Here is a 20890-nt window from a genome sequence, read left to right on the forward strand (position 1 = left end):
TTTGATTTCGTTAAGTGAAATTTACATGAATCAACTCATTCTTCAAATTGTGAGTTATATAACTCAGCATATTTGCCATCTTTCTTCAGCAATTTTTCATGAGTTCCACTCTCTACAATTTCTCCTTGACTCATTACCAGAATAAGATTTGCATTTTTAATTGTTGAAAGGCGGTGAGCAATTACAAAAGAAGTTCTTCCGCTCATTAATTTATCCATTGCATTTTCAATTAGTTGCTCAGTGCGTGTGTCAATTGAACTTGTTGCTTCGTCTAGAATAAGCATTGATGCGTTGCGAATCATTGCTCGAGCAATGGTAATTAATTGTTTTTGCCCAGCAGAAAGTGATTCGGTTCCATTCAAAACCGTGTTGTAACCGTTTGGAAGTGTCGTTATGTAGTGATGCAGACCAACAGCTTTGCAAGCATCGATTACCTGTTTATCGGTAACATTTTGTTCGCAATATATAATGTTTTCTTTAATCGTCCCGTCGAATATCCAAGTGTCTTGCAAAACCATACAAAACTGATTATGAACTGAAGCTCTTGTCATTTTAGTTGTCGGAATTCCGTCAATTTTAATGGAACCATCATTTAACTCATAGAATCTCATCAACAAATTCACGAGCGTTGTTTTACCAGCACCTGTTGGACCCACAATTGCAATTTTTTGTCCTGGTCTTGCTACTGCTGAAAAATCTTTGATAATAATCTTTTCTGGTTTATAACCAAATTTAACATGATCAAATTCAACTTCGCCTTTTGCATAGTCGATAGCTACGGAGTTTGAATCGTCGGGCTGTATTTCTTCTTGTTCAAGAAGCTCTGAAATGCGTTCTGTTGCAGCAGCTGCACTTTGAAGCGATGTTATAGCTTGGGCAATTTGACTTAAAGGCTCAGTAAACTGTCGCACATAAATCATAAATGCGACTACCACACCAAATGAGATGATGTGATTTAGCGTGAGTACAGCCCCCAGAATGCACACAACGACATAACCAAAATTCCCTACAAAACCCATCAAGGGTTGCATGAGGCCACTCAAGAATTGCGACTTCCATGCATTTTCAAATAGACGCTCGTTTGTCTTTACAAACTCTTCTTTTGATACAGATTCAGCATTACAGGCATGGACCACAGTGTGCCCTGCGTAGGTTTCTTCAATAATTCCATTGAGTTTACCAAGTTCTTCCTGCTGTTCATTGAAATATTTTTGAGAATGAGAAACTATTCCAAAAACGATAAAAAAACCAATCAGAGATGAAAGCACAGCTGCAATTGCCATTGTCCAGTTTGTAATGAACATAAAAACCACAGATCCAACAAGTAAAGCAAGCGCGCTAATTAATGTGCCGAGACTTTGGTTTAGAGTTGTCCCAATTATGTCAGAGTCATTAGCAATTCGAGACATTATGTTCCCAGTTGTTGTTGTGTCAAAATAGCTGAGAGGAACGTTATTAACTTTTTTGCATAAATTAGATCGAAGTTTTTTTGTAATGTTTTGACTGGCATGAGCCATGAGTAAATTAGATGAGAAGTTAAAAATCCAGCCTAATATATAAAGAAACAACAGGAAAACTGCAATTCTTAATACTGCTTCTACATCAATCGTTGCGCTCAAGCCCTGGGTCACAATGTCAGTAATTTTTGAAAGCTGACTTGGGCCGTAGACTCTTGTCATTTGACCACCGATTGATAATATTCCTGCCACAATGATTATTGGCAACCAGGCTTTAGAAAAACCGCACAATTTAACTATTGCATCACAAAAGTTTTTTGGCTTTTCTCCCCCTATTATTTTTTGACCTCTTGGCCCAAAACCACCTGGTTTTTGTTGTAGCCGAGGAGAATTCTGACTGTTATTTTCATCTTGCATTTTTCAACTCTTCTTCAGATAACTGGGATTCCGCAATTTCACGGTATACTTTGCAAGTTTTTAAAAGTTCTGAATGTTTTCCATGTCCAACAACGTGGCCATCGTCAATTACTAGAATTTGATCGGCATCCATAATAGTCCCAATGCGTTGGGCGACTATTATTCTCGTAGTACCACCTAACTCTTTAGTCAGAGCTTCCCTAACTGCAGAGTCGGTTTTATAGTCAAGTGCACTGAAAGAATCGTCAAATATGATAATTTCAGGGTTCTTATAAATTGCACGTGCAATTGATATGCGTTGCCGTTGACCACCTGACAAATTAGAACCGCTCTGTGCAACTTCTGAATTTAATCCCAAATCAAGGCTTTTAACAAAATCGCTTGCCTGAGAAATCATCAATGCTTTTTCAATTCTGGAGTCATCGACCTGGCCGACTTCGCCATAGATGATGTTAGATTTAATTGTGCCTTTAAATAGAAATGGCTTTTGTGGAATGTAGCCAACTATTTTCCGTAAAAAATGCTCATCTAATTCGCAAACATTATTTCCATCTACAAGAATTTGTCCAGACGTGCAGTCAAACAATCGAGGGATTAGTTGAACTAGGGACGATTTTCCAGAACCAGTTGAACCAATTATTGCGACTGTCTCGCCTTTTTTTGCGACAAAAGAAATGTTTCGCAACACTGCGTGTTCTGCATCAGGATATTTAAAAGTAACGTTTTTGAATTCCACAGTGCCAGCCATTGCGTCGTCGACTTTTGTTTTCTTGCCTGAGACAATTGCAATGTTTGTATCAAGTACTTCATTTATTCGTCCTGCAGCTACAAAAGCGCGTGGCCCAATGAAAAAAGCAACAGTAATCATCATAAATGACATGATTATTTGCATTGCATATGAAGAAAACACAACCATATCGCTAAATAGTGGCAACCTAGCAGGAACTGATGAATCATTTATGATTAGGACTCCAATTGTGTAAATTGCAAGAGTTAAACCACTCATTATCATTCCTACAGTTGGGAATAGAAACGACATTGAGCGAGTTGTAAACAGCTGAGTTCTTGTTAGTTCATTGTTGGCTTGTTCAAATTTATTTTGTTGGTACATTTCTGCATTGTAGGCATGTACAACGCGAATGCCTACAATGTTTTCTCTTGAAGTCTTGTTTAGGTTATCGGTCAGCTTCTGCATGATTTTAAAACGAGGAATTACAAGGCAGCTAATGGTTACCATCACCATGATTAGGATTATCACAGCTACAACAGTTGCAGATGTCCATTGCCAACTTTTGCCAGCAATTTTAAATGCAGCCCATGCAGCCATAATTGGTGCGCGTGCAATTGCTTGTAGGCCCATCGCAATAAACATTTGAATCTGCATAACATCGTTTGTAGTGCGTGTAATCAAAGAAGCGTTTGAGAATTTAGAAATCTCTTCCTTTCCAAAATCAATTGTTTTGGAATAGACTTTATTACGAAGAGTTTTTGCAAAGCCTGCAGCAACATGTGCGACAGTATAGCCAACAACAATTGTTGTTCCTGCGCTTAATAATGAACAAATAATCATTTTGCCGCCTGCATTGAGAACATCGCCAAGCTGTGATCCTTGAGTTTGCACTAGCTGAGTGATTTCTCTCATGTAGTCTGGCAATTTAAGGTCTAACCAAACACCCAGAATTACAAAGATAAGAGCTATGACAGCAAAACATCTCTCTTTTTTCGTTGTGTACTTGAGCAGTTTAAACATAAAAAATCGTCTACATCAACACTTAAAAATAATTAAATTGATAAAAAGCATCTCTAGCCAACAATTTGTTTTGGCTAGAGATTACGAATTAATAGATAAATTTAAGGAATACTAACGCTTAATTACTATTCCCAAAACACTGTTACTTTCTATTCACAGAGATGACAAGATGTGTAATGGCCTGGCGAAACTTCTTTGCGCTCGGGCGCACATGTTCTGCACTTTTCACTCGCATAAGGACACCTGCCAGCAAAGCGACATCCTGCTGGTGGATCGATTGGACTTGGAACCTGTCCCTCAAGAACAATTCTTTTCCTACTGCTTTCAATAGACGGATCAGGAATAGGAATTGCAGATATTAGAGCTTTAGTGTATGGGTGCTGCGGATTCGCATAGAGCTCCTCAGCGCTGCATTCTTCAACTACTTGTCCCATGTACATTACTAATATTCGATCAGAAATGTGTTTAACCATAGACAAGTCGTGAGAAATAAACAGATATGTGAGTCCATTTTTGTCTCTTAAGTCCATGAGCAAGTTAACGATTTGAGCTTGGATTGAAACATCGAGCGCAGAAATTGGCTCATCACAAAGCAATAACTCAGGCTTTACTGCAAGAGCTCTAGCAATTCCTATGCGCTGACGCATACCTCCTGAAAATTCATATGGATAGCGGTCCATGCTAGAGGGGTTTAATCCAACTTGTTTCATAAGAACTGCAACTTGTTCTCGTCGATCTTCTTGGTTCTTCGCAAGTTTTTGAATGTCAATACCTTCAGCAATTAAATCAAGAACTTTGTTTTTTCCGTCAAGTGAAGCATAGGGGTCTTGAAACACTGTTTGAACTTCACAACAATACTTCTTTCGTTCTGCACCTTTTAGACTGTGCAAATCTTTTCCTTTGTAAAGACACATGCCATCAGTTTTTTGATAAAGACCAATTGCACATCTTCCACAAGTTGTTTTACCGCAACCTGACTCCCCTACGATTCCTAGTATTTCGCCACGAGCAACTTGAAAGCTAACATCATCAACGGCTCTTAAATCTTTTTTGCCGACCTTGAAATATTTCTTTAAGTGTTCTACTTTCAAAACAGGATCAGCCATTATTTAACCTCCTGCTGGTGATAACAGGCAACTTTGTGCGTGTTTGTTATATTTTCAAGAGCTGGCATTGTTTTTCTGCATTTGTTATCTGCATAGGGGCAACGCTCAGCAAAAGGACAACCAGGCTTTTGGCCTATTAATTCTGGTGGAGCTCCATTGATTGTATACAAACGACCCTTCCCCATTTGGTCAAGACGAGGTGAAGCCGATAGCAAGCCTTGTGTGTAGGGATGCTTTGGATCGTTAAAGATTTCATCCACATTGCCCTTTTCCATAACATGACCAGCATAAAATACAACTACACTTTGTGCTAGACCTGCAACCACACCCATGTCATGCGTGATGAGCAAAACACTCATTTTGTTTTGTTCTTTTAGGCGAGATATCAAATCGAGTATTTGAGCTTGGATAGTAACGTCAAGTGCCGTTGTTGGCTCATCTGCAATGAGAAGTTTTGGATTGCATGCAAGTGCTGATGCAATCATTACTCTCTGGCGCATTCCACCTGAAAATTCATGAGGATATCTCTTCATTGCATCTTCAGCATCGGGGATACCTACCATTTTTAATAGTTCAATTGACTTCTCATTTGCCTCTTGTTTTGAGAATTTCTTGTGAAAGCTAAAGCACTCCGCAATTTGTTTGCCAATGCGCATAGTTGGATTCATTGCGCTCATTGCATCCTGAAAAATCATTGCTGATGCACTTCCGCGGTAGTTAATCCATTCAGATTCTGTAAAGTCAAGAATGTTTTGTCCTTTGTAAAGAATCTGACTTCCCTCCTCGCAAACTCCGTTTGTTGCTTCGGTAAGTCCCATGATTGCGCGAGCAGTTACTGATTTTCCACAACCAGACTCTCCCACCAATGCGACACATTCGTTCTCTTCAATCTCGAATGAGGCATCACTAACTGCCTCTACTTTTCCTCGAGTGGTTGAGAAGGTAACATGCAGGTTTTTGATTTCAAAAAGGCTCATTAGTTACCTCCAGTGTTTGAACTGAATGAATTCTTAACACCATTGCTCAAAACATAGAAGCAAAGCACTGCTAAAAGGATGCATAAACCTGGATAAACTGCTAGGTCTGGGTGAGTGAGAATGTATGTTTGAGCGCCTTGGAGCATGCCACCCCATGATGCATTTGGAATAGTTATGCCAAAACCAAGATAGCTTAGTGAAGACTCTGTCAAAATAGCGTTTGCAATTGCATTTGCAGCAGAAACTATAACCAGTGACATAACATTTTTAATAAAGTGTTTAGAAATCAACCATCCTTTGCTTGCGCCAAGGCCTTCAGCGGCTAATATGAAATCGCGCTCACGAAGGCTCAAGACTTCAGCTCGAACTATGCGCGCAACTCCCATCCACGAGAAGAAGCCGATCGTTATTACAAGTGTTGAAATTCCTGCGCTAAGGTAAATGTTTAATGTAATGATTATTAAGAAGCTAGGCACAGACATTAAAATGTCGGCAATTCTCATTAGAAAACCATCCACCATTTTGCTGGAACAACCAGCAACAATGCCATAAATCGTGCCAAACACAATCGACACAAGCATTGACAGGAAACCAACAAGCAAAGAAACGCGACCACCATATAACAATCTGGTGAACACATCTCTGCCAAAATTGTCGGTACCAAGCCAGTGTTCAGGCGATATTGGTAGGAATTTGTGCAAAGGGTCTACCGCATTAGGGTCATATGGCGACAGAGGTGCACATATTACACACAAAGTCATCAATATTAAAATTGCGCCACTAATGATAATTGCTTTGCGTGAACTGGAGATTTTTTTCATTATTTATCTCCCTTCATCGCTTTAATGCGTGGGTCTGCAAATGCATAACATACATCAGCAATCAAATTGCCAGCGACGAGAAGCAGACACGAAAGCATTGTAGTTCCCATAATCATGTTGTAGTCACGGGCATATATAGCACTCATGCCAGTTGTGCCCAAGCCAGGCCACCCGAAAATTGTCTCAACAATGTAGGCGCCACCAACTAAACTTCCTAAACTCATTCCAACAAGTGTAATTAATGGCAAGAGACAGTTTTTCAAAACATGATGACTCAAAATGTATCCCATCTTTGCACCTTTAGAGATGCCAAACAGAACATATTCTTCGTTCATCTCTCGTATCGTGGCTTCACGAATATATCGTGCATAAATCGAAATTTTTCCTACGCTCAAAACGATTACTGGCAAAATTGCGTGTGCACAGAGGTCAAAAAAGTTATCGACACCTGTGGTTCTCATTCCAGAACTCGGAAGAAGCCCGAGTTTAAGCGAGAAAATTACAATAAGCATAATTGCAAACCAAAATGACGGTATGGAGATTGCAATATAGTGTATTGCATTCATAACTTTGTCAAATATTGAGCCTCGATATCGACCAGCAAGCAATCCTAATGGGACAGCCATAAGAACAGAAAAAATAATCGATGCACCCATAAGCCCAACAGTTGCAGGAAGTTTTGCAACAATTAGTGGCCAAACTTCTGTGTGGCTGCTTGTTGAATCTCCAAAATCACCTTGAGCGACTTTTACTAGCCAACGTCCATACTGGACGATGACTGGATCGTTGTAGCCTAAATCAGTTTTTAGTTGCTCATATTCTTCGTCTGTCATATCAACAGTTCTATATTGCTGTGCAGGATCACCTGGAGCCATATACACAAGCAAAAAAGAGAATATCGAAACAACAAAAACTACAGGAATTGCAAATGCAATTCTCTTTAATATGTAGTTCCTCATAGTTAGGAAAAGGTCCTTCTTTATAGATAAAAAATAAGCAGAAAAGAGGCGCTGGTGGCTTTAATTTGAAGCCACCAGCATTTGAAAAGGGAGGTTATTCAGTGAAGTAAACCTTAGTTAGGTCAGAGAGACGATCGCTGTTCTCAAGACCTGCAAGGTTTTTCTGTGTTGCGCACACATAGTTTGTGTCGCAAACTGGCACACATGACCAGCAATTGTGGAGTTCCTCGATCGCGTCATTTAAAATCTGTTGACGTTTTGATTGATCCATTTCTTTGTCGAGATCATCCCACATGCTGTTCAATTTTTCAGTTGTGTACATGTTTTTGCCCGACTTAGTGTTGTTAAACAATCCAACTGAGCTGCTTGGATCGCCAATCATTTCGTTTGCCATGATTGAAATGTTGAAAGAGTCTGTTGGATAGAAATATGACTTGAAATATGCGGCGGTTTCCATTGAGTTGATTTGTGCATCAAATCCTACTGCATCAAGCTGACTCTTAATCATTGTGCAAAGTTCTTCTTGTCCAACACGAGCTGAGTTAAAGATGATGTTAATCTTGGCCCCTTCAAGATTGTTTTCCTTCATGAGCTTTTTGGCCTCATCAAGGTTCTGAGTGTAGTTCTTAATGTCATCGTTGTAGAACATTGAATCTTTTGGACGAATGCTTTTTGCTGAACGTGAGAAAAGCTCGTCACCATATGTTCCATAAACGAGGTCGTCGATGTTCAAAGCGTCAATTACAGCCTTACGTTTGTCCATCGAATCGGTGTTAGAAGCATTAGGATTGATCTCCATAAATGTGATGCGACCATCTGGATATGAAACAACGTTATATTTATCGTTGTTTTTGTAGTTAGCAAGTGTTTCAGAATTGCTGATTGTGAAGAGTGAAAATTCTCCATTTTGGAATGCAATTTCTTGAGTTGAAGCATCGGAAACAACGTTGACTTCAAAACCATCAATGTGGCCTTTGTCTCCATAGTAGTTTTCATTTTTGCTGCAAACAAGTTTCTCACCAGTGCTGAATGTGTCAATTTTATATGCGCCAGAAGTTGCAATTTTGTCATTTGCAGGGCTTGTGTAGACATCTGCTTGATCAACGTCTTTGAAAGTGTGAGCAGGCAGGATGATGAGAGAACCGAGAGCTTTTCTGAATAGGTTAGAAGAGCGCACAATCGTGAACTCCACTTCTGTGTCACTCGTTTTCTTATATTCACAGAATTTCTTGTCAACTTTGTAGGCTGAGGAAGTTTGTGGCTTTAGTTGCTCATTTGCAAGCAAATCCATTGTAAAAATAATGTCATCTGAAGTTAATTTTTCTCCGTCACTCCATTTGAGGTCATCACGAAGAGTGACTGTATATGTTGTTCCGTCGTCGCTGATTTTAATATCTTTGGCTAGTCTGTAGTCTGCAGAACCGTCTACATTAAATTTGCAAAGTGGTGCAAAAAGGTTTGCAAATACCTGTTTTCCGAGGTCAGTGTCGGAATTGTTGTAGTAGTTTAGAGATGTGATGGGCTCTTCAACAGCATAGACAACTTTGCCACCTTCTTTGATTTTAGCTTGCACAGCCGCACCAGAACCTGATGTTTTATCGCCAGAGCAACCTGTTGTGATGCCTAGTGCTGCAAGTGCTGCTGCAGCTGCACCGATTTTAAAGAAGTCACGACGTGACACTTCTGGACCAACATAATTAAAATTGACTGACATTTTAATTCCTTTCTAAAGATAGACTTTATGAATCACAAGCTTTTGCCTGTTAATTCCAATGTTTTGTTATGTTTTATGAGCCCTACAAAAAGTCCCCTCAGACGTTTTAATTAACATCTAAGAAGTAACGAGAACTAAACGAGTGCACAAAAAACTTAATGTTTTAAATAAAGACGTAATCGCGCAAACGGTTAAAAGCATCGATGACTCGTTCCTTTGGAAGAGCTAAATTCATTCGCAGGTGGTTTGGACCATAGAATTGGCGACCGTCCTGCCAAACTACTCCGCATTTATAACCTGCAATCTTCACATCTTCAAGTTCACGATGGTGCGAGTTGCAATATTCTTCACAATCAAGAAACAGCATGTAGGTGCCTTCAGGCTGATGAACGCTAACTCCAGGCAGCTCTTTACGAATGAACTTGCAAGCATATTTCACGTTTTCTGTGATGACCTGTCGAAGCTCATCAACCCATTCTGCTCCTTCGTCTGAATATGCACCTATGAGTGCATGCATCGACAGAACGTTCATTGAGTTGTAATGCGCAAGACTTGCTTGTTTCTTGACTTTTCTGCGAAGAAACTCGTTGTAAATAATGTGATAGGAACCAACTAATCCTGCAAGATTAAAAGTTTTAGATGGCGCATATAGTCCAACTGTTCTCATTCGAGCATCTTCAGAAATTGACTGAAGTGGAATGTGCTTGTGACCTTTTAAAATGATGTCAGACCAAATTTCGTCAGAAATAACAGTTAGTTCATATCTGCGGCACATGTCCATGAATTGCTCAAGTTCTTCCCTCTCCCAAACTCGACCTGTTGGATTGTGGGGCGAGCAGAATACAACGGCTCGTATGTCATTTCTTTTGATTTTGGTTTCCATGTCATAAAAATCCATGCGTGGAATGCCGAGTCGATCTGGTTTCAGTGGGCTAGTTACTAACTTGTAACCAGCATTTTTAATTGATCCCGAGAAGCCAATGTATGTTGGAGAGTGAACAAGCACAGCATCTCCCTGGCAACAAACTGCTCCAAGCGCGCTCATTACACCACCAAGAACACCATTTTCATATCCAATGTGTTCTTTCTCGAGCTCTTGAACGCCATTTCTGTTTTCTTGCCAGTTAATGATTGCATCAAAATATTCATCGCTTGTTATAAAGTATCCAAATAAAGGATGCTCAAGGCGCTTTTGCATAGCTTCTACAATGGAAGGCGCAGTCGCAAAGTTCATGTCTGCAACCCACATTGGAATCGAATCAAATCCTTCATCTGGTTGGAATATTGGGAACTTCTCAATGGCGTCAACTGCCATTGCATCTTTTCCAGATCTGTCCCAAATTGTTGTAAAGTCGTATTTCATTTTTTTCTCTTAAGTGATAAATCTCGAAAACTTAAAGCATCTCAATAAACGCTGCCATGCGGGTGTTGATTTGTTCAATGTCTGATTGAGAGAAATCTGTTTCAACTACTGTGTATGGAAGACCCTTCTTGTTTTTAATCAAATCTCCAACCAGTGCTGTTTCAACGTTATAGGTGTGACATGCTTGCAAAATGATGTCAACAACGCCGTCAATTTTGAACTCGTCACAAAGCTGATCAAGCATTTCTAACCTATTTGGATTTGGAGACATGCATGAACAACCAATGCCCATGTAGCGACGTGCAAGTGCATCATAAACATCTGGGTTTTCTTCATCGGTGAGACGCATAGATTTCAGACCTGCGCAGTTTTCGAAGGCAACCACAACAGCTCCATTGTCCTCGATTGCTTTTATTACTTTTTGTGCACCGCCGCCTGATGGAGAGCCTGTAACAAGGATTCTTGGTTTTTTACCAAAATTTTGCCCCGCAGCATATTCCTCTTCAATTCTGTCTGCAAGTTCATCAATTCGATCTTTAATTGAATCAATGTCCATACTAAAACCAGAGCCATATGCGGCATTAACAATGTCTAAACCACTGCAAGGAGCTGGGTCATTCTTCATCAAATATTGCAAGCGCATGAGTGATTTTGTAATCTCATTGCGCTTGTGAATTGCTTCGCGAATTTTATCTTCGGTGATTGTTACTCCAAAGGTTTCTTCGAGTTTTTCTTTAAACTTGATAATTTCTTCGCGGTATTTTTTGATGCCTTCTTCGTTTTGTTTGTGTGGCAACTCCATAACATAGACTGGTTTGTCTTTTGCCAAAATCTCATACATCTTTTTCTTGCCATCACAAGTTGTCTCTCCAACAATGAGGTCAGAAAAATAAAAGAATGGGCATTTGTCGGTAATGGCAAAGCCATAACTTGATTTAATGAGCGGACAAAGGTTTCTAGGAAGAACCTTTTCTGCATCTGGAATTGTTTCATCAGAAAGTGAGCATAGTCCAACAACTGCAGCGCCCATAGCGTCTGCAATCTCTTTCGGCAAGAAAGTGCAAAACACACCCACACAAGGAACACCTTCATCCTTTAATTTTTTAATTGCCAAAAATGAATTCTGACGTTGCTCAGCAAACTCATTAAAGATTTCAGGTAACTCTCTCTTTAATTCAACTGTCATGTTAATACCTTTCAAATATCCTAGATTTTGCGCAAATTTATAAGCCTGGCGCGCACTCAGGCATAATTAACCTTTAAATTTAGTTGTGTTGTTTGTTCAGACGTTTTTGCCCTAGCACTGCAGCACCCAAAGCCCCATTAAATTGACACAGTGGGCTTGTGTGAAGTTCTTTAACCCCTAAGAATTTAGTTAGCACAGCTTGAAAAGTTTTTGACTTCGCAAGTCCACCTGAAAAGAAAATTACAGGATCTTTTGGCATTAGGCGTTGGGCGAAAATTGCAGTTCGCCTACAAATGGAATAAATGCAGCCTAAAGCAATATCCCTAGAAGGTGTGTCTTGCGCAAGTAAACCAATAATTTCGCTCTCAGCAAAAACTGCACACATGCTGTTAATCGTGACGGGTTCAGCACCTTTCACGAAATCATCAATTTCGTCAACGGAACTTCCTACTCGATTCATAACCATTTCAACAAAACGACCAGTGCCAGCTGCACATTTATCATTCATGAGAAAATCTTTTACATTATGGTTCTCATCCAGTGCAATTACTTTGCTGTCTTGACCACCAACGTCGATAACGAAATTGCACTCAGGGCAAAGATAACCTGCACCAGCACCATGGCAAGCTATTTCTGTCATAGACTTGTCGGCTTTGTCCAAAAGTGAGCGACCATATCCAGTTGACATTACAAAACCAACTTCTGGAGAATAAAGCTCATCATAAAGGCTTGTTATAACCTTTACTGGTCGAACACCACTTGGCTCTAATCGTTTTGTAATTATGTTTTCGCCATCAAATAGTATGGCCTTTGTCGTTGTCGACCCTGAATCAATACCCAATGTGAGCAAGTTAGCCTCCAGCTAATTAAATGCTTAAAAATTACAGGTTTGTTTAAAGGGCAGTAAAAGACGTTCGCTTTTCATCGAACAGGCAGAAAATACAGCAAATTTAACAATCAATATTTACAGATATTAATCAATTGATTACTTTTTTATATCACATAGAAACCTAGAGAAATTAGAAAATTCTTAAAACTTATCGCGATAACATTTAAAATCACTTGAAATGATTAAGTTTTCCCTGCTAGACGCCAGATTTACCGTTCACCGAAAACATTTAAAATTTGTTTGACAAATAATGTTTTGTCTTTTTGTCACTTTTACTTGATTTGAATAGTTAAATAAATTGCATCTATCAATTTTTTAGTCAATAAAGATCGAAAAATTGGTTACCCAGAGAATTTATTTATAAAAAGAGCTTAACCAGATTTAATAAAAAAGCTATCGTCGATAAACTTTACTCGCCTGGCTATGATGTTTAAAGTGCTTGCCTTGATAAACTTAAAGTAGTGATATTTAAAATGTTCTTTCGTTGAATTCTTTTGAAATCAATTCAACAAGAAGATTTGCTAATTCTGCTTTTGTGCCACTCTTAAAATCAGTCGTAGAAGAGTCTGTGACAATTGTTGCAGAAGTGTCGTCTTTGCCAAAAACTTTGCCTTCACTCACATCATTTGCGACAATCATGTCACAAGATTTTGATTTCAACTTTGATTTCGCGTTGTCAATGACACTATTTGTTTCAGCACAAAAACCGACTACATACTGGTTTTCATTTTTAAGTTTGCTTAATGTTTTTAGAATGTCTGGATTTTTTGTTAGCTCGATGCAAGAAAGTTTTTTGTCATCTTTTTCTTTTTTAAGCTTTGAATCAAATTTATGTTTCGGTCGATAGTCGCAAACTGCGGCACAGCAAATTGCAATGTCGGCACTATCAAACTCGTTTTTGCAAGCTTCAAACATTTCTCGAGCAGATTCGATGATGATAACTCTTTCTGCTGAATCATATTTGATGCTCACTGGACCTGTCACGACACACACATTTGCTCCAGCTCTAGAAAATGCATCACTGAGTGCCTTCCCCATTTTGCCTGAAGAAAAATTTGATATGTAGCGCACTGGATCTATGCGCTCGACAGTGGGTCCAGATGTAATTAACACTCTTTTATTTTTTAGATTGAACATAATAAAGTGCCGTAATTTTTTTAATAATTTATTCAGATTATCATTCTTACAAAAAAATTTTTAAAATGCAAAAACTGAAAAGCTAGATTCTGCGTTGCATAGAAATTGAATTTATAAATGATTTAAGCAACAAGCGATGATTTCATCGACACTCGCTAGCTTTCCTTTGCCCACGTCTCCACAAGCAAGCAGGCCTTCATCAGGTTCAAGAATTGTCATTCCACGGTTTTTGAGCTTGCTCAAATTTTCTTGGGTTGCAGGATTTTCTAGCATTATCGAATTCATTGCCGGCGCTAAAATAATTGGGCATGTAGCAGCTAATGCACATGCGGTTAGTGCGTTGTCGGCAATTCCATTGGCAATTTTTGCAATTGTGTTAGCACTTGCGGGTGCGATTAGAAACAAATCAGAATTCTGTCCACACTTTATGTGCGCATTAGGTGAAGTTGGGTCAGTGAAAAGGTCACTAACAACGTGATTTTGTGACAAACTTCTCCACGTTATGTCTCCCACAAATTTTAGTGCAGAAGGTGTTGCGACCACAGTTACGTTGTGCCCTGCCTTCATTAATCCACGAACAACATCGCATGTTTTGTATGTTGAGATTGAGCCTGTTACTCCTACTAAAATGGTTTTTGAATCTCCCATATTCTCCTCTTATTTCTTAAAGCAGTGAAGAATAATTCTCATATGCATCGGTTATCTCAAACATACGTTCTTTGATGCATAAAAGCGTGTTGCGGAGGTCTTTTGGCAGAGCGTCTTCAAAAGATAGGTGATCATTTGTTATCGGATGATTAAATTCAAGGTGAGTCGAGTGCAAAAACTGCCTTGTAAGACCTAGTGATGCCGATTTTGCCTTTGGAGCATATGATTTGTAAAGCTGGTCGCCAACAACAGGATGCTTAATAAACTGCATATGAACTCTAATTTGATGAGTTCTTCCTGTTAAAAGCTTACATTCAAGCAATGTATAGCCATCATCGTTTGTTGCTGATGAAAACCTGGCTAGTGTGTTAAATGTAGTTATTGCGTCGCGTGCTCCAGGCCCCTCTCCCACTACCATTTTTGTGCGATGAGTAGTGTGTCGTCTGATTGGAGCCGAAATCTTTGCGTTATTATCCCTGATTATTCCATGCACTAAAGCTAGATAGCGTCTGTCAATTTCTCTTTTTCTAATTTGTTCGATTAGCGCCTCGCCAGCCTCATTAGTTTTAGCACAAATCATCAATCCTGATGTGTGCGCATCAAGCCTGTGGACAATCCCAGGTCTGTCTTCGTTTCCTTGACACAAGCAAAGCCCGTCTTTTCCATAACGCTGAACAAGTGCATGCATTAGCGTGCGTTTCTGCGCATCATTGCTTGGATGAGTTATCAAATCAGCTTGTTTCGAAATAACTAGAATGTGTTCATCTTCAAATCGGATGTCAAGCGGAATCAATTCATCTATTTGGTCTGCATCTTTATTGGCTGTTTGCACAAATGAAATAACATCATCACTTGAGACAATGTAGTTTTTCTTGACTAAGTTGTTATTGACTAGTACCTGCTTGTTTGCAACAGCCTTGGCTGCAGCACTTCTGCTTGAAAAGAAACCACAATTAAATAACACAAGATCTATTCTTAAATTAGAATCATTGGGAGTTACATAATATGTTTCAGGCAATGTATCCAAGCTAATTATCCCCTTTTGTTGAAAAAAAGCATGTTAATACAAAGCAGAACAACGCCAATTGTTATCGCACAGTCTGCAACATTAAAAACGGGATAATCAATAAAAACAACTTCAATCATGTCAACTACATAGCCATTGATAAATCTGTCTATTGCATTTCCGAGGCCCCCAGCAAAAATTAGTGAGCATGAAATGACCATTAGCGCATTTGTGTTGTTTGAGTTAAACATGACAAAGCACAAAATGAAAATACAAACAACGAGTCCGAGGACTACAAGCCCGTTTGTCCAATCGCCAAACATCCCCCAAGCAGCACCAGTGTTGTGAACGAGCGTTAACTGTAAAACTCCAGGGATTAAAGTTGAAAAAGTCTCTCCAACTTGGTGAGCGTTTGCCAACTGTTTAGTAAATTGATCAATGAGCATCACAATAGCAGCAATCACTAGGAAAGCTGCCACTGTGATAATTCTTTTTTTACTGCCTTCCATGTGTTAGCCAAGAACATGTGCACAGCGAGGGCAAACGTCAGCGTGTTCACCTTCTCCGGAAAGTTCAGTGTAGTTCCAGCAGCGTGGGCATTTAGCCAAATTTGTTCTATCAACTTTTGCAGTTGTTTCGTCAACGTTTTCGACAACAAACTCAACTTCAGCGCAAATCAAGAGGTCGGCAATGACGCTCTTGTCAAATTTTGCAGCTATGTTCATTTGTTCTTGGCTGAGCGTTACAGTCACTTTAGCTTCTTGACTTTTCTTTATCGTTCCATTGCCGCGAGCAACCTCAATTGCCTTAGTGGCAGCGTCGCGAATTTCAAACAATGTTTTAAAGTCGTCAAGGACCTCGTTTGCTTCATTTTCGGGAATTTCCGGCGTGAAATTCTTAGCATTAGGCCAACCAGCAAGCTGAACAGAGACTGGCCTTTCTTGTTCTTTTAGGCCTTCTGGCCAAAAGCCCCAAACTTCTTCTGTGGTAAAGCTCAAAATAGGACTTAGCACGCGCACAAGGACGTCTAACACATTTTCAAGAACTGTTTGAACAGCACGACGACGGGGTGAGTTAGCGGCTTCAGAATATAGGCGGTCTTTTGCGACATCCATGTATATTGCACTCAAGTCATTGTTTACAAATTCATAAAGTACACGATATACATAGTGGAATTTATAGTTTTCATATGCTTTGTTGACATCGTTTAAAACTTCTGCCAATTTTGCCATAACCCATTTGTCAATTGGCTCAAGATCGTCATAGGAAGTTACACGATCGGCAGGTGTAAAGTCGTCCAGGTTGCCAAGCAGGAAACGGAAAATGTTTCTGAACTTACGATAGGCATCTGAAGTGCGTTGCAAGATTGAGTCAGAGATGCTCACATCTTGAGAATAATCAACGCTTGACACCCACATGCGCAAAACATCAGCACCAACTTTGTTCACAACTTCGCTTGGGTCCACACCATTTCCAAGCGATTTACTCATTTTGCGGCCTTTTTCATCGACTGTAAAGCCACAGTGCATAACCGATTTGTATGGTGCTCGACCATATGCACCAACTGAAGTTAAAAGCGAAGATTGGAACCATCCACGATGCTGATCAGAACCTTCAAGATACATGTCGGCAGGCCATGTTAGGCCTTCGTTTGCACGATGTTTTAGAACAGAATCGTGGGACACTCCGCTTTCCCACCAAACATCCAGGATGTCTTTTTCAGGAATGAGCTCTTCACATCCACAGTGTTCACATTTAACTCCAGCTGGGAGATATTCACTTGGCTTCTTTGTAAACCAAGCATCGGCTCCCTCTGTGTTAAAGAGATTAATCACTGCATCAAATGTTTCCTCTGTGGCAATTGTTTCTCCGCATTTTGCGCACTTAAACACAGGGATAGGAACACCCCAGCTTCTTTGGCGAGAAATGCACCAGTCTGGTCTGTCTTCAACCATTGCACCAATTCTGTTTGAAGCCCATTCAGGAATCCATTTGACGTTGTTGTCAATTTCATCCTTTGCTTTTTTGCGAAGGCCAGTCTTATCCATAGAAACAAACCATTGATCAGTAGCTCTAAAGATAACAGGCTCGTGACATCTCCAGCAATGAGGATAGCTGTGAGTGATGCTAACTTTTGCAACGAGAGTGCCCTGCTCTTCTAACCATTCAATAATTTTTGGATTTGAGTCATCAGTCGAAAGACCTGCGAATTGACCTGCTTCTTCAGTCAAAATGCCATCATCATCAACTGGCATGAGAGTTGCAACTCCTTCAAATTGCGATGCAACAACATAGTCTTCGACGCCGTGTCCAGGGGCAGTGTGAACACATCCTGTGCCTGAGTCAAGCGTTACATGATCGCCATAAATGACTTTACCCTTCAAATCTTGACGGATTGGGCAAGTGTATGTGAGACCGCAAAGAGAAACACCGTCGGTGGTTACAACTTCTCCATTTGAGTCTTTTGCAAGTGTATAACCTTTCCAGCCTGCGACTTCAGCAACTGTTTCAACAAGCTCTTTTGCCATGAGCATTGCCTTGTCTCCAAGAATAACCATGACGTATTCTGCTGTTGGTGCAAGGGAGACAGCTGTGTTTGCAGGAAGAGTCCAAGGAGTCGTGGTCCAAATCAGAACACAAGGTGTTTTGTCTTTTGCATCCGTTTCAGCAAATTGCTTTGGTGTTTCGTCCAAAACAAAATTTACATAAATTGAAGGAGATGTCTCATCACCATATTCAATTTCGGCTTCTGCAAGAGCTGTGTGACAGCGGCTGCACCAGTGAATTGGCTTGCGTCCACGATAAATTGATCCATCGAGGTACATTTTTTTGAAAATTTCAACATTTCCAGATTCGTAGTTTGGTGTAAATGTGAGATATGGATGATCCCAATCGGCGTTAACACCAAGGCGTTTAAAGCCTTCGCGTTGCAAGTCTACACATTTAACAGCCCAATCATGGCAAAGCGAGCGTACCTCTGATTGAGGCATGCTTTTCATTTTTTCTGTGCCCAACTGCTTTTCGATGATGTGCTCAATCGGTTGGCCGTGGCAATCCCAGCCGGGAACATATGGTGTGTAATAGCCACGCTGAGCATGTGACTTGATGACAAAATCTTTGAGAATTTTATTAAATGCATGTCCAATGTGAATTGGTCCGTTTGCATACGGAGGTCCATCATGAAGAACAAAAGGCTCGCCGTCTTTGTTTTTCTCCAATACTTTTCCGTAAATGTCTTCCTCTTGCCACTTCTTCAAAATTTCTGGCTCGCGATGCGCTAGGTCTCCACGCATTGGAAAGTCAGTTTTAGGTAAATTCATCGTGTTTTTATAATTATCTGCCATTGTGTTCCTCATCTAGAATTCTTCAGAAATTTTCAAGCCATAAAAGTATACCGCTAATGCATATCAACACTATCTTAATGCGCTTGAATGTGAAGTTGAAATGTATAATCTTATTAATTTTGATAAGATAACATAGGCTAACTCGTGTTAAAGGAGCTAATTGCAATGGCATTCAAAATTGTTACCGACACAAGTGCAAACTTAACTGATGAAATTGTCGAAAAATATGACTTGGCAGTTCTTCCACTCACTTTTATGATTGACGGTGTTCAGAGAAAATCCTACAACAAGCACGAAAAATCTAATCTTCCTGCTTTTTACAAAGAAATGCGCGAAGGAAAAGTTGTGACTACTTCTCTTCCAAACTTGCAAGATTCAAAAAATGAACTCGAGGAAATTCTTAAAGAAGGAAATAATCTTCTCTACATCGGCTTTTCTTCAGGATTGTCGGGCACATACACTGCTATTGACCTAATTCTAAAAGAACTCGCATCGTCATATGAAAACTCAAAAATCTATTCGGTCGACACTTTAGCTGCTGCTGCCGGACAAGGTTTGCTTGTGTGGACGGCTGCAGAAATGCGAGAAGATGGCAAATCTATTGAAGAAGTTTATCGTTGGGTTGAAGATAACAAATTCAAAGTTGCACACTGGTTTACCGTCGACGATCTTCATTTCTTGGAAAGAGGAGGTCGTGTTTCAAAAACCGCTGCCTTTGCTGGCACAATGCTAAATATTAAACCTGTGTTGCATGTTGACAATGAAGGACACCTCATTCCCATGGAAAAAGTTCGTGGCCGCAAAAAGTCCATCGATGCGCTTGTAAAGCACATGGAAGACACAATGAATCGTCCCTATGACTACAAAGTTTTAATTTCCCACGGTGATTGCGAGGATGAGGCACAATTCTTGAAAGACAAAGTGATCGAGAAAACAGGAGTCAATAACGTTCATATCAATTGTCTCGATCCTGTAATTGGCGCCCATTCTGGTCCAGGCACGCTTGCTTTGTTTTTCTTTGCGGCTGGCAGATAGTCTTGAACAATTATTATACAAGCGAAAGTAAACTGGATTTATTTGCTAACAAATTTGCGCAGCCGTTTAAGCGCGGCTGCTTTTTTATTATCTCAGCTTAAAATCTATCAAATTGATTAGATTAATGCTTTTTAGAGGTGTTCTTGAAAATAGCAGTTGCGACAGACATTAACAGCGGAATTTCGCAAGTAGAAGCCGACAAGCTCGGTGTTTTTATCAAGCAGTCGCCTGTGATTATCGATGGTGCTGCCCATTTTGAAGGTGTTGACCTCTTGCATGACGCATTTTTTCAAGCACTCAGCGATTGTGAAACAGTTTCAACATCACAGCCTTCATTGGGTGATGTCTCTAGCTTTTGGAATCAAATTTTAAAAACTCATGACCAAATTGTCTATATTCCAATTTCGAATGGACTTTCGACTGCCAGCTCTAATGCTTCAGCACTCGCTGAAAGTGAATACAAAAATAAAGTGTTTGTAGTTGATAACCATAGAGTGTCTGTAACTCAAAAAAGTTCTGTTCTTGATGCTGTCGCACTAGTTGAATCTGGTTTCGCCGCATGTGAGATAAAAAAACAGCTCGAAGCAACAGCTAATGATTCAATTATTTACATTGGAGTGGATTCATTAGAATATCTTCTTAAAAGTGGCAGAATTACACCTACTGCAGCAGCGATGGGCACTGCACTTAAAATTAAGCCACTACTAATGATTAAAGGAGAGCGGCTTGATGCATTTGCAAAAGTGCGAAGCACAGATGCTTGCAAGAAGAAGTTGCTAGAAGCTGCTGCCACTGCGATTTGTGATTATGCAGAAAAATGGGACATTGATGTTGGAATTTCGCACAGCTATCCAAATGAAAATGATGCCATCAAATGGGAAAAGGAATGCCGAAAGAGGTTTCAAGGAGCCACTTGTTTTGCTGACCCGTTAACTTTTAGTGTTGCAAGTCATGTGGGTCCAAATTCTTTTGCAATTGGCATTAGCAGGCGTTTAGCCAGGAGTGAGCTTGAGACACTCTGAGCCTGAGCAAAAGAATTAAAAAAAATAATCTTTGAGATTTAGTTTCTAATAGCAGCCTA

General features: G+C 39.9%; 17 protein-coding genes. 2 read left to right on the forward strand and 15 right to left on the reverse strand.

Going from position 1 to position 20890, the window contains the following annotated elements; translation table 11 throughout:
* Nucleotides 1–35 precede the first annotated feature (35 nt).
* From FXZ76_RS04500 to ileS, 15 genes are all read right to left on the reverse strand, one after another.
* On the reverse strand, nt 36–1874 hold the full coding sequence (locus FXZ76_RS04500; protein ID WP_079536016.1) for an ABC transporter ATP-binding protein: 1839 nt from the start codon (nt 1872–1874) through the stop codon (nt 36–38).
* Nucleotides 1864–3624 carry an ABC transporter ATP-binding protein gene (locus FXZ76_RS04505; RefSeq protein ID WP_079536019.1) on the reverse strand — a complete coding sequence of 587 codons (1761 nt, stop codon included), beginning with the start codon at nt 3622–3624 and terminating at the stop codon, nt 1864–1866. The genes FXZ76_RS04500 and FXZ76_RS04505 overlap by 11 nt, the downstream gene beginning before the upstream one ends.
* A gap of 149 nt (nt 3625–3773) precedes the next feature.
* Nucleotides 3774–4730, reverse strand: a complete 957-nt coding sequence (locus FXZ76_RS04510) for an ABC transporter ATP-binding protein (RefSeq protein ID WP_079536022.1) — start codon at nt 4728–4730, stop codon at nt 3774–3776.
* Nucleotides 4730–5707: an ABC transporter ATP-binding protein gene (locus FXZ76_RS04515; protein WP_079536026.1), complete on the reverse strand. Its 978-nt coding sequence runs from the start codon at nt 5705–5707 to the stop codon at nt 4730–4732. Before FXZ76_RS04515 ends, FXZ76_RS04510 begins: the two co-directional genes overlap by 1 nt.
* Nucleotides 5707–6528 carry an ABC transporter permease gene (locus tag FXZ76_RS04520; protein WP_079536029.1) on the reverse strand — a complete coding sequence of 274 codons (822 nt, stop codon included), beginning with the start codon at nt 6526–6528 and terminating at the stop codon, nt 5707–5709. Before FXZ76_RS04520 ends, FXZ76_RS04515 begins: the two co-directional genes overlap by 1 nt.
* Nucleotides 6528–7487, reverse strand: coding sequence for an ABC transporter permease (locus tag FXZ76_RS04525; protein WP_079536033.1), 960 nt, complete (start codon nt 7485–7487; stop codon nt 6528–6530). The genes FXZ76_RS04520 and FXZ76_RS04525 overlap by 1 nt, the downstream gene beginning before the upstream one ends.
* 94 nt (nt 7488–7581) lie before the next feature.
* A complete protein-coding gene (locus FXZ76_RS04530; protein WP_079536035.1) occupies nt 7582–9201 on the reverse strand; it encodes an ABC transporter substrate-binding protein in 1620 nt (539 codons plus the stop codon).
* Nucleotides 9202–9364: 163 nt separating this feature from the next.
* Complete coding sequence (locus tag FXZ76_RS04535; protein ID WP_079536038.1) at nt 9365–10564, reverse strand: MalY/PatB family protein; 1200 nt, start codon at nt 10562–10564, stop codon at nt 9365–9367.
* Between the two features lie 31 nt (nt 10565–10595).
* A complete protein-coding gene (locus tag FXZ76_RS04540; RefSeq protein ID WP_079536040.1) occupies nt 10596–11750 on the reverse strand; it encodes a double-cubane-cluster-containing anaerobic reductase in 1155 nt (384 codons plus the stop codon).
* 79 nt (nt 11751–11829) lie between these two features.
* Entirely contained in the window at nt 11830–12600 is a 771-nt protein-coding gene (locus FXZ76_RS04545) for an acyl-CoA dehydratase activase (protein ID WP_079536042.1), read from the reverse strand.
* A 507-nt stretch (nt 12601–13107) separates the two neighbouring features.
* On the reverse strand, nt 13108–13812 hold the full coding sequence (coaBC, locus tag FXZ76_RS04550; RefSeq protein ID WP_269457053.1) for a bifunctional phosphopantothenoylcysteine decarboxylase/phosphopantothenate--cysteine ligase CoaBC: 705 nt from the start codon (nt 13810–13812) through the stop codon (nt 13108–13110).
* A gap of 75 nt (nt 13813–13887) precedes the next feature.
* Entirely contained in the window at nt 13888–14424 is a 537-nt protein-coding gene (locus FXZ76_RS04555) for a flavoprotein (protein WP_079536047.1), read from the reverse strand.
* A gap of 16 nt (nt 14425–14440) precedes the next feature.
* Entirely contained in the window at nt 14441–15451 is a 1011-nt protein-coding gene (locus FXZ76_RS04560; protein ID WP_231961753.1) for an RluA family pseudouridine synthase, read from the reverse strand.
* A gap of 5 nt (nt 15452–15456) precedes the next feature.
* A complete protein-coding gene (gene lspA / locus FXZ76_RS04565) occupies nt 15457–15909 on the reverse strand; it encodes a signal peptidase II (protein WP_157887297.1) in 453 nt (150 codons plus the stop codon).
* Nucleotides 15910–15942: 33 nt separating this feature from the next.
* Nucleotides 15943–18774, reverse strand: coding sequence for an isoleucine--tRNA ligase (ileS, locus tag FXZ76_RS04570; RefSeq protein WP_079536052.1), 2832 nt, complete (start codon nt 18772–18774; stop codon nt 15943–15945).
* A 165-nt stretch (nt 18775–18939) separates the two neighbouring features.
* Here ileS and FXZ76_RS04575 point away from each other — a divergent pair, with 165 nt between their 5' ends.
* Nucleotides 18940–19809: a DegV family protein gene (locus tag FXZ76_RS04575; protein ID WP_172618933.1), complete on the forward strand. Its 870-nt coding sequence runs from the start codon at nt 18940–18942 to the stop codon at nt 19807–19809.
* Between the two features lie 143 nt (nt 19810–19952).
* Nucleotides 19953–20831, forward strand: coding sequence for a DegV family protein (locus tag FXZ76_RS04580; protein WP_079536055.1), 879 nt, complete (start codon nt 19953–19955; stop codon nt 20829–20831).
* Nucleotides 20832–20890 lie beyond the last annotated feature (59 nt).

Origin of the sequence: Phoenicibacter congonensis (assembly GCF_902386915.1) — a bacterium.
GTDB lineage: Bacteria > Actinomycetota > Coriobacteriia > Coriobacteriales > Eggerthellaceae > Phoenicibacter > Phoenicibacter congonensis.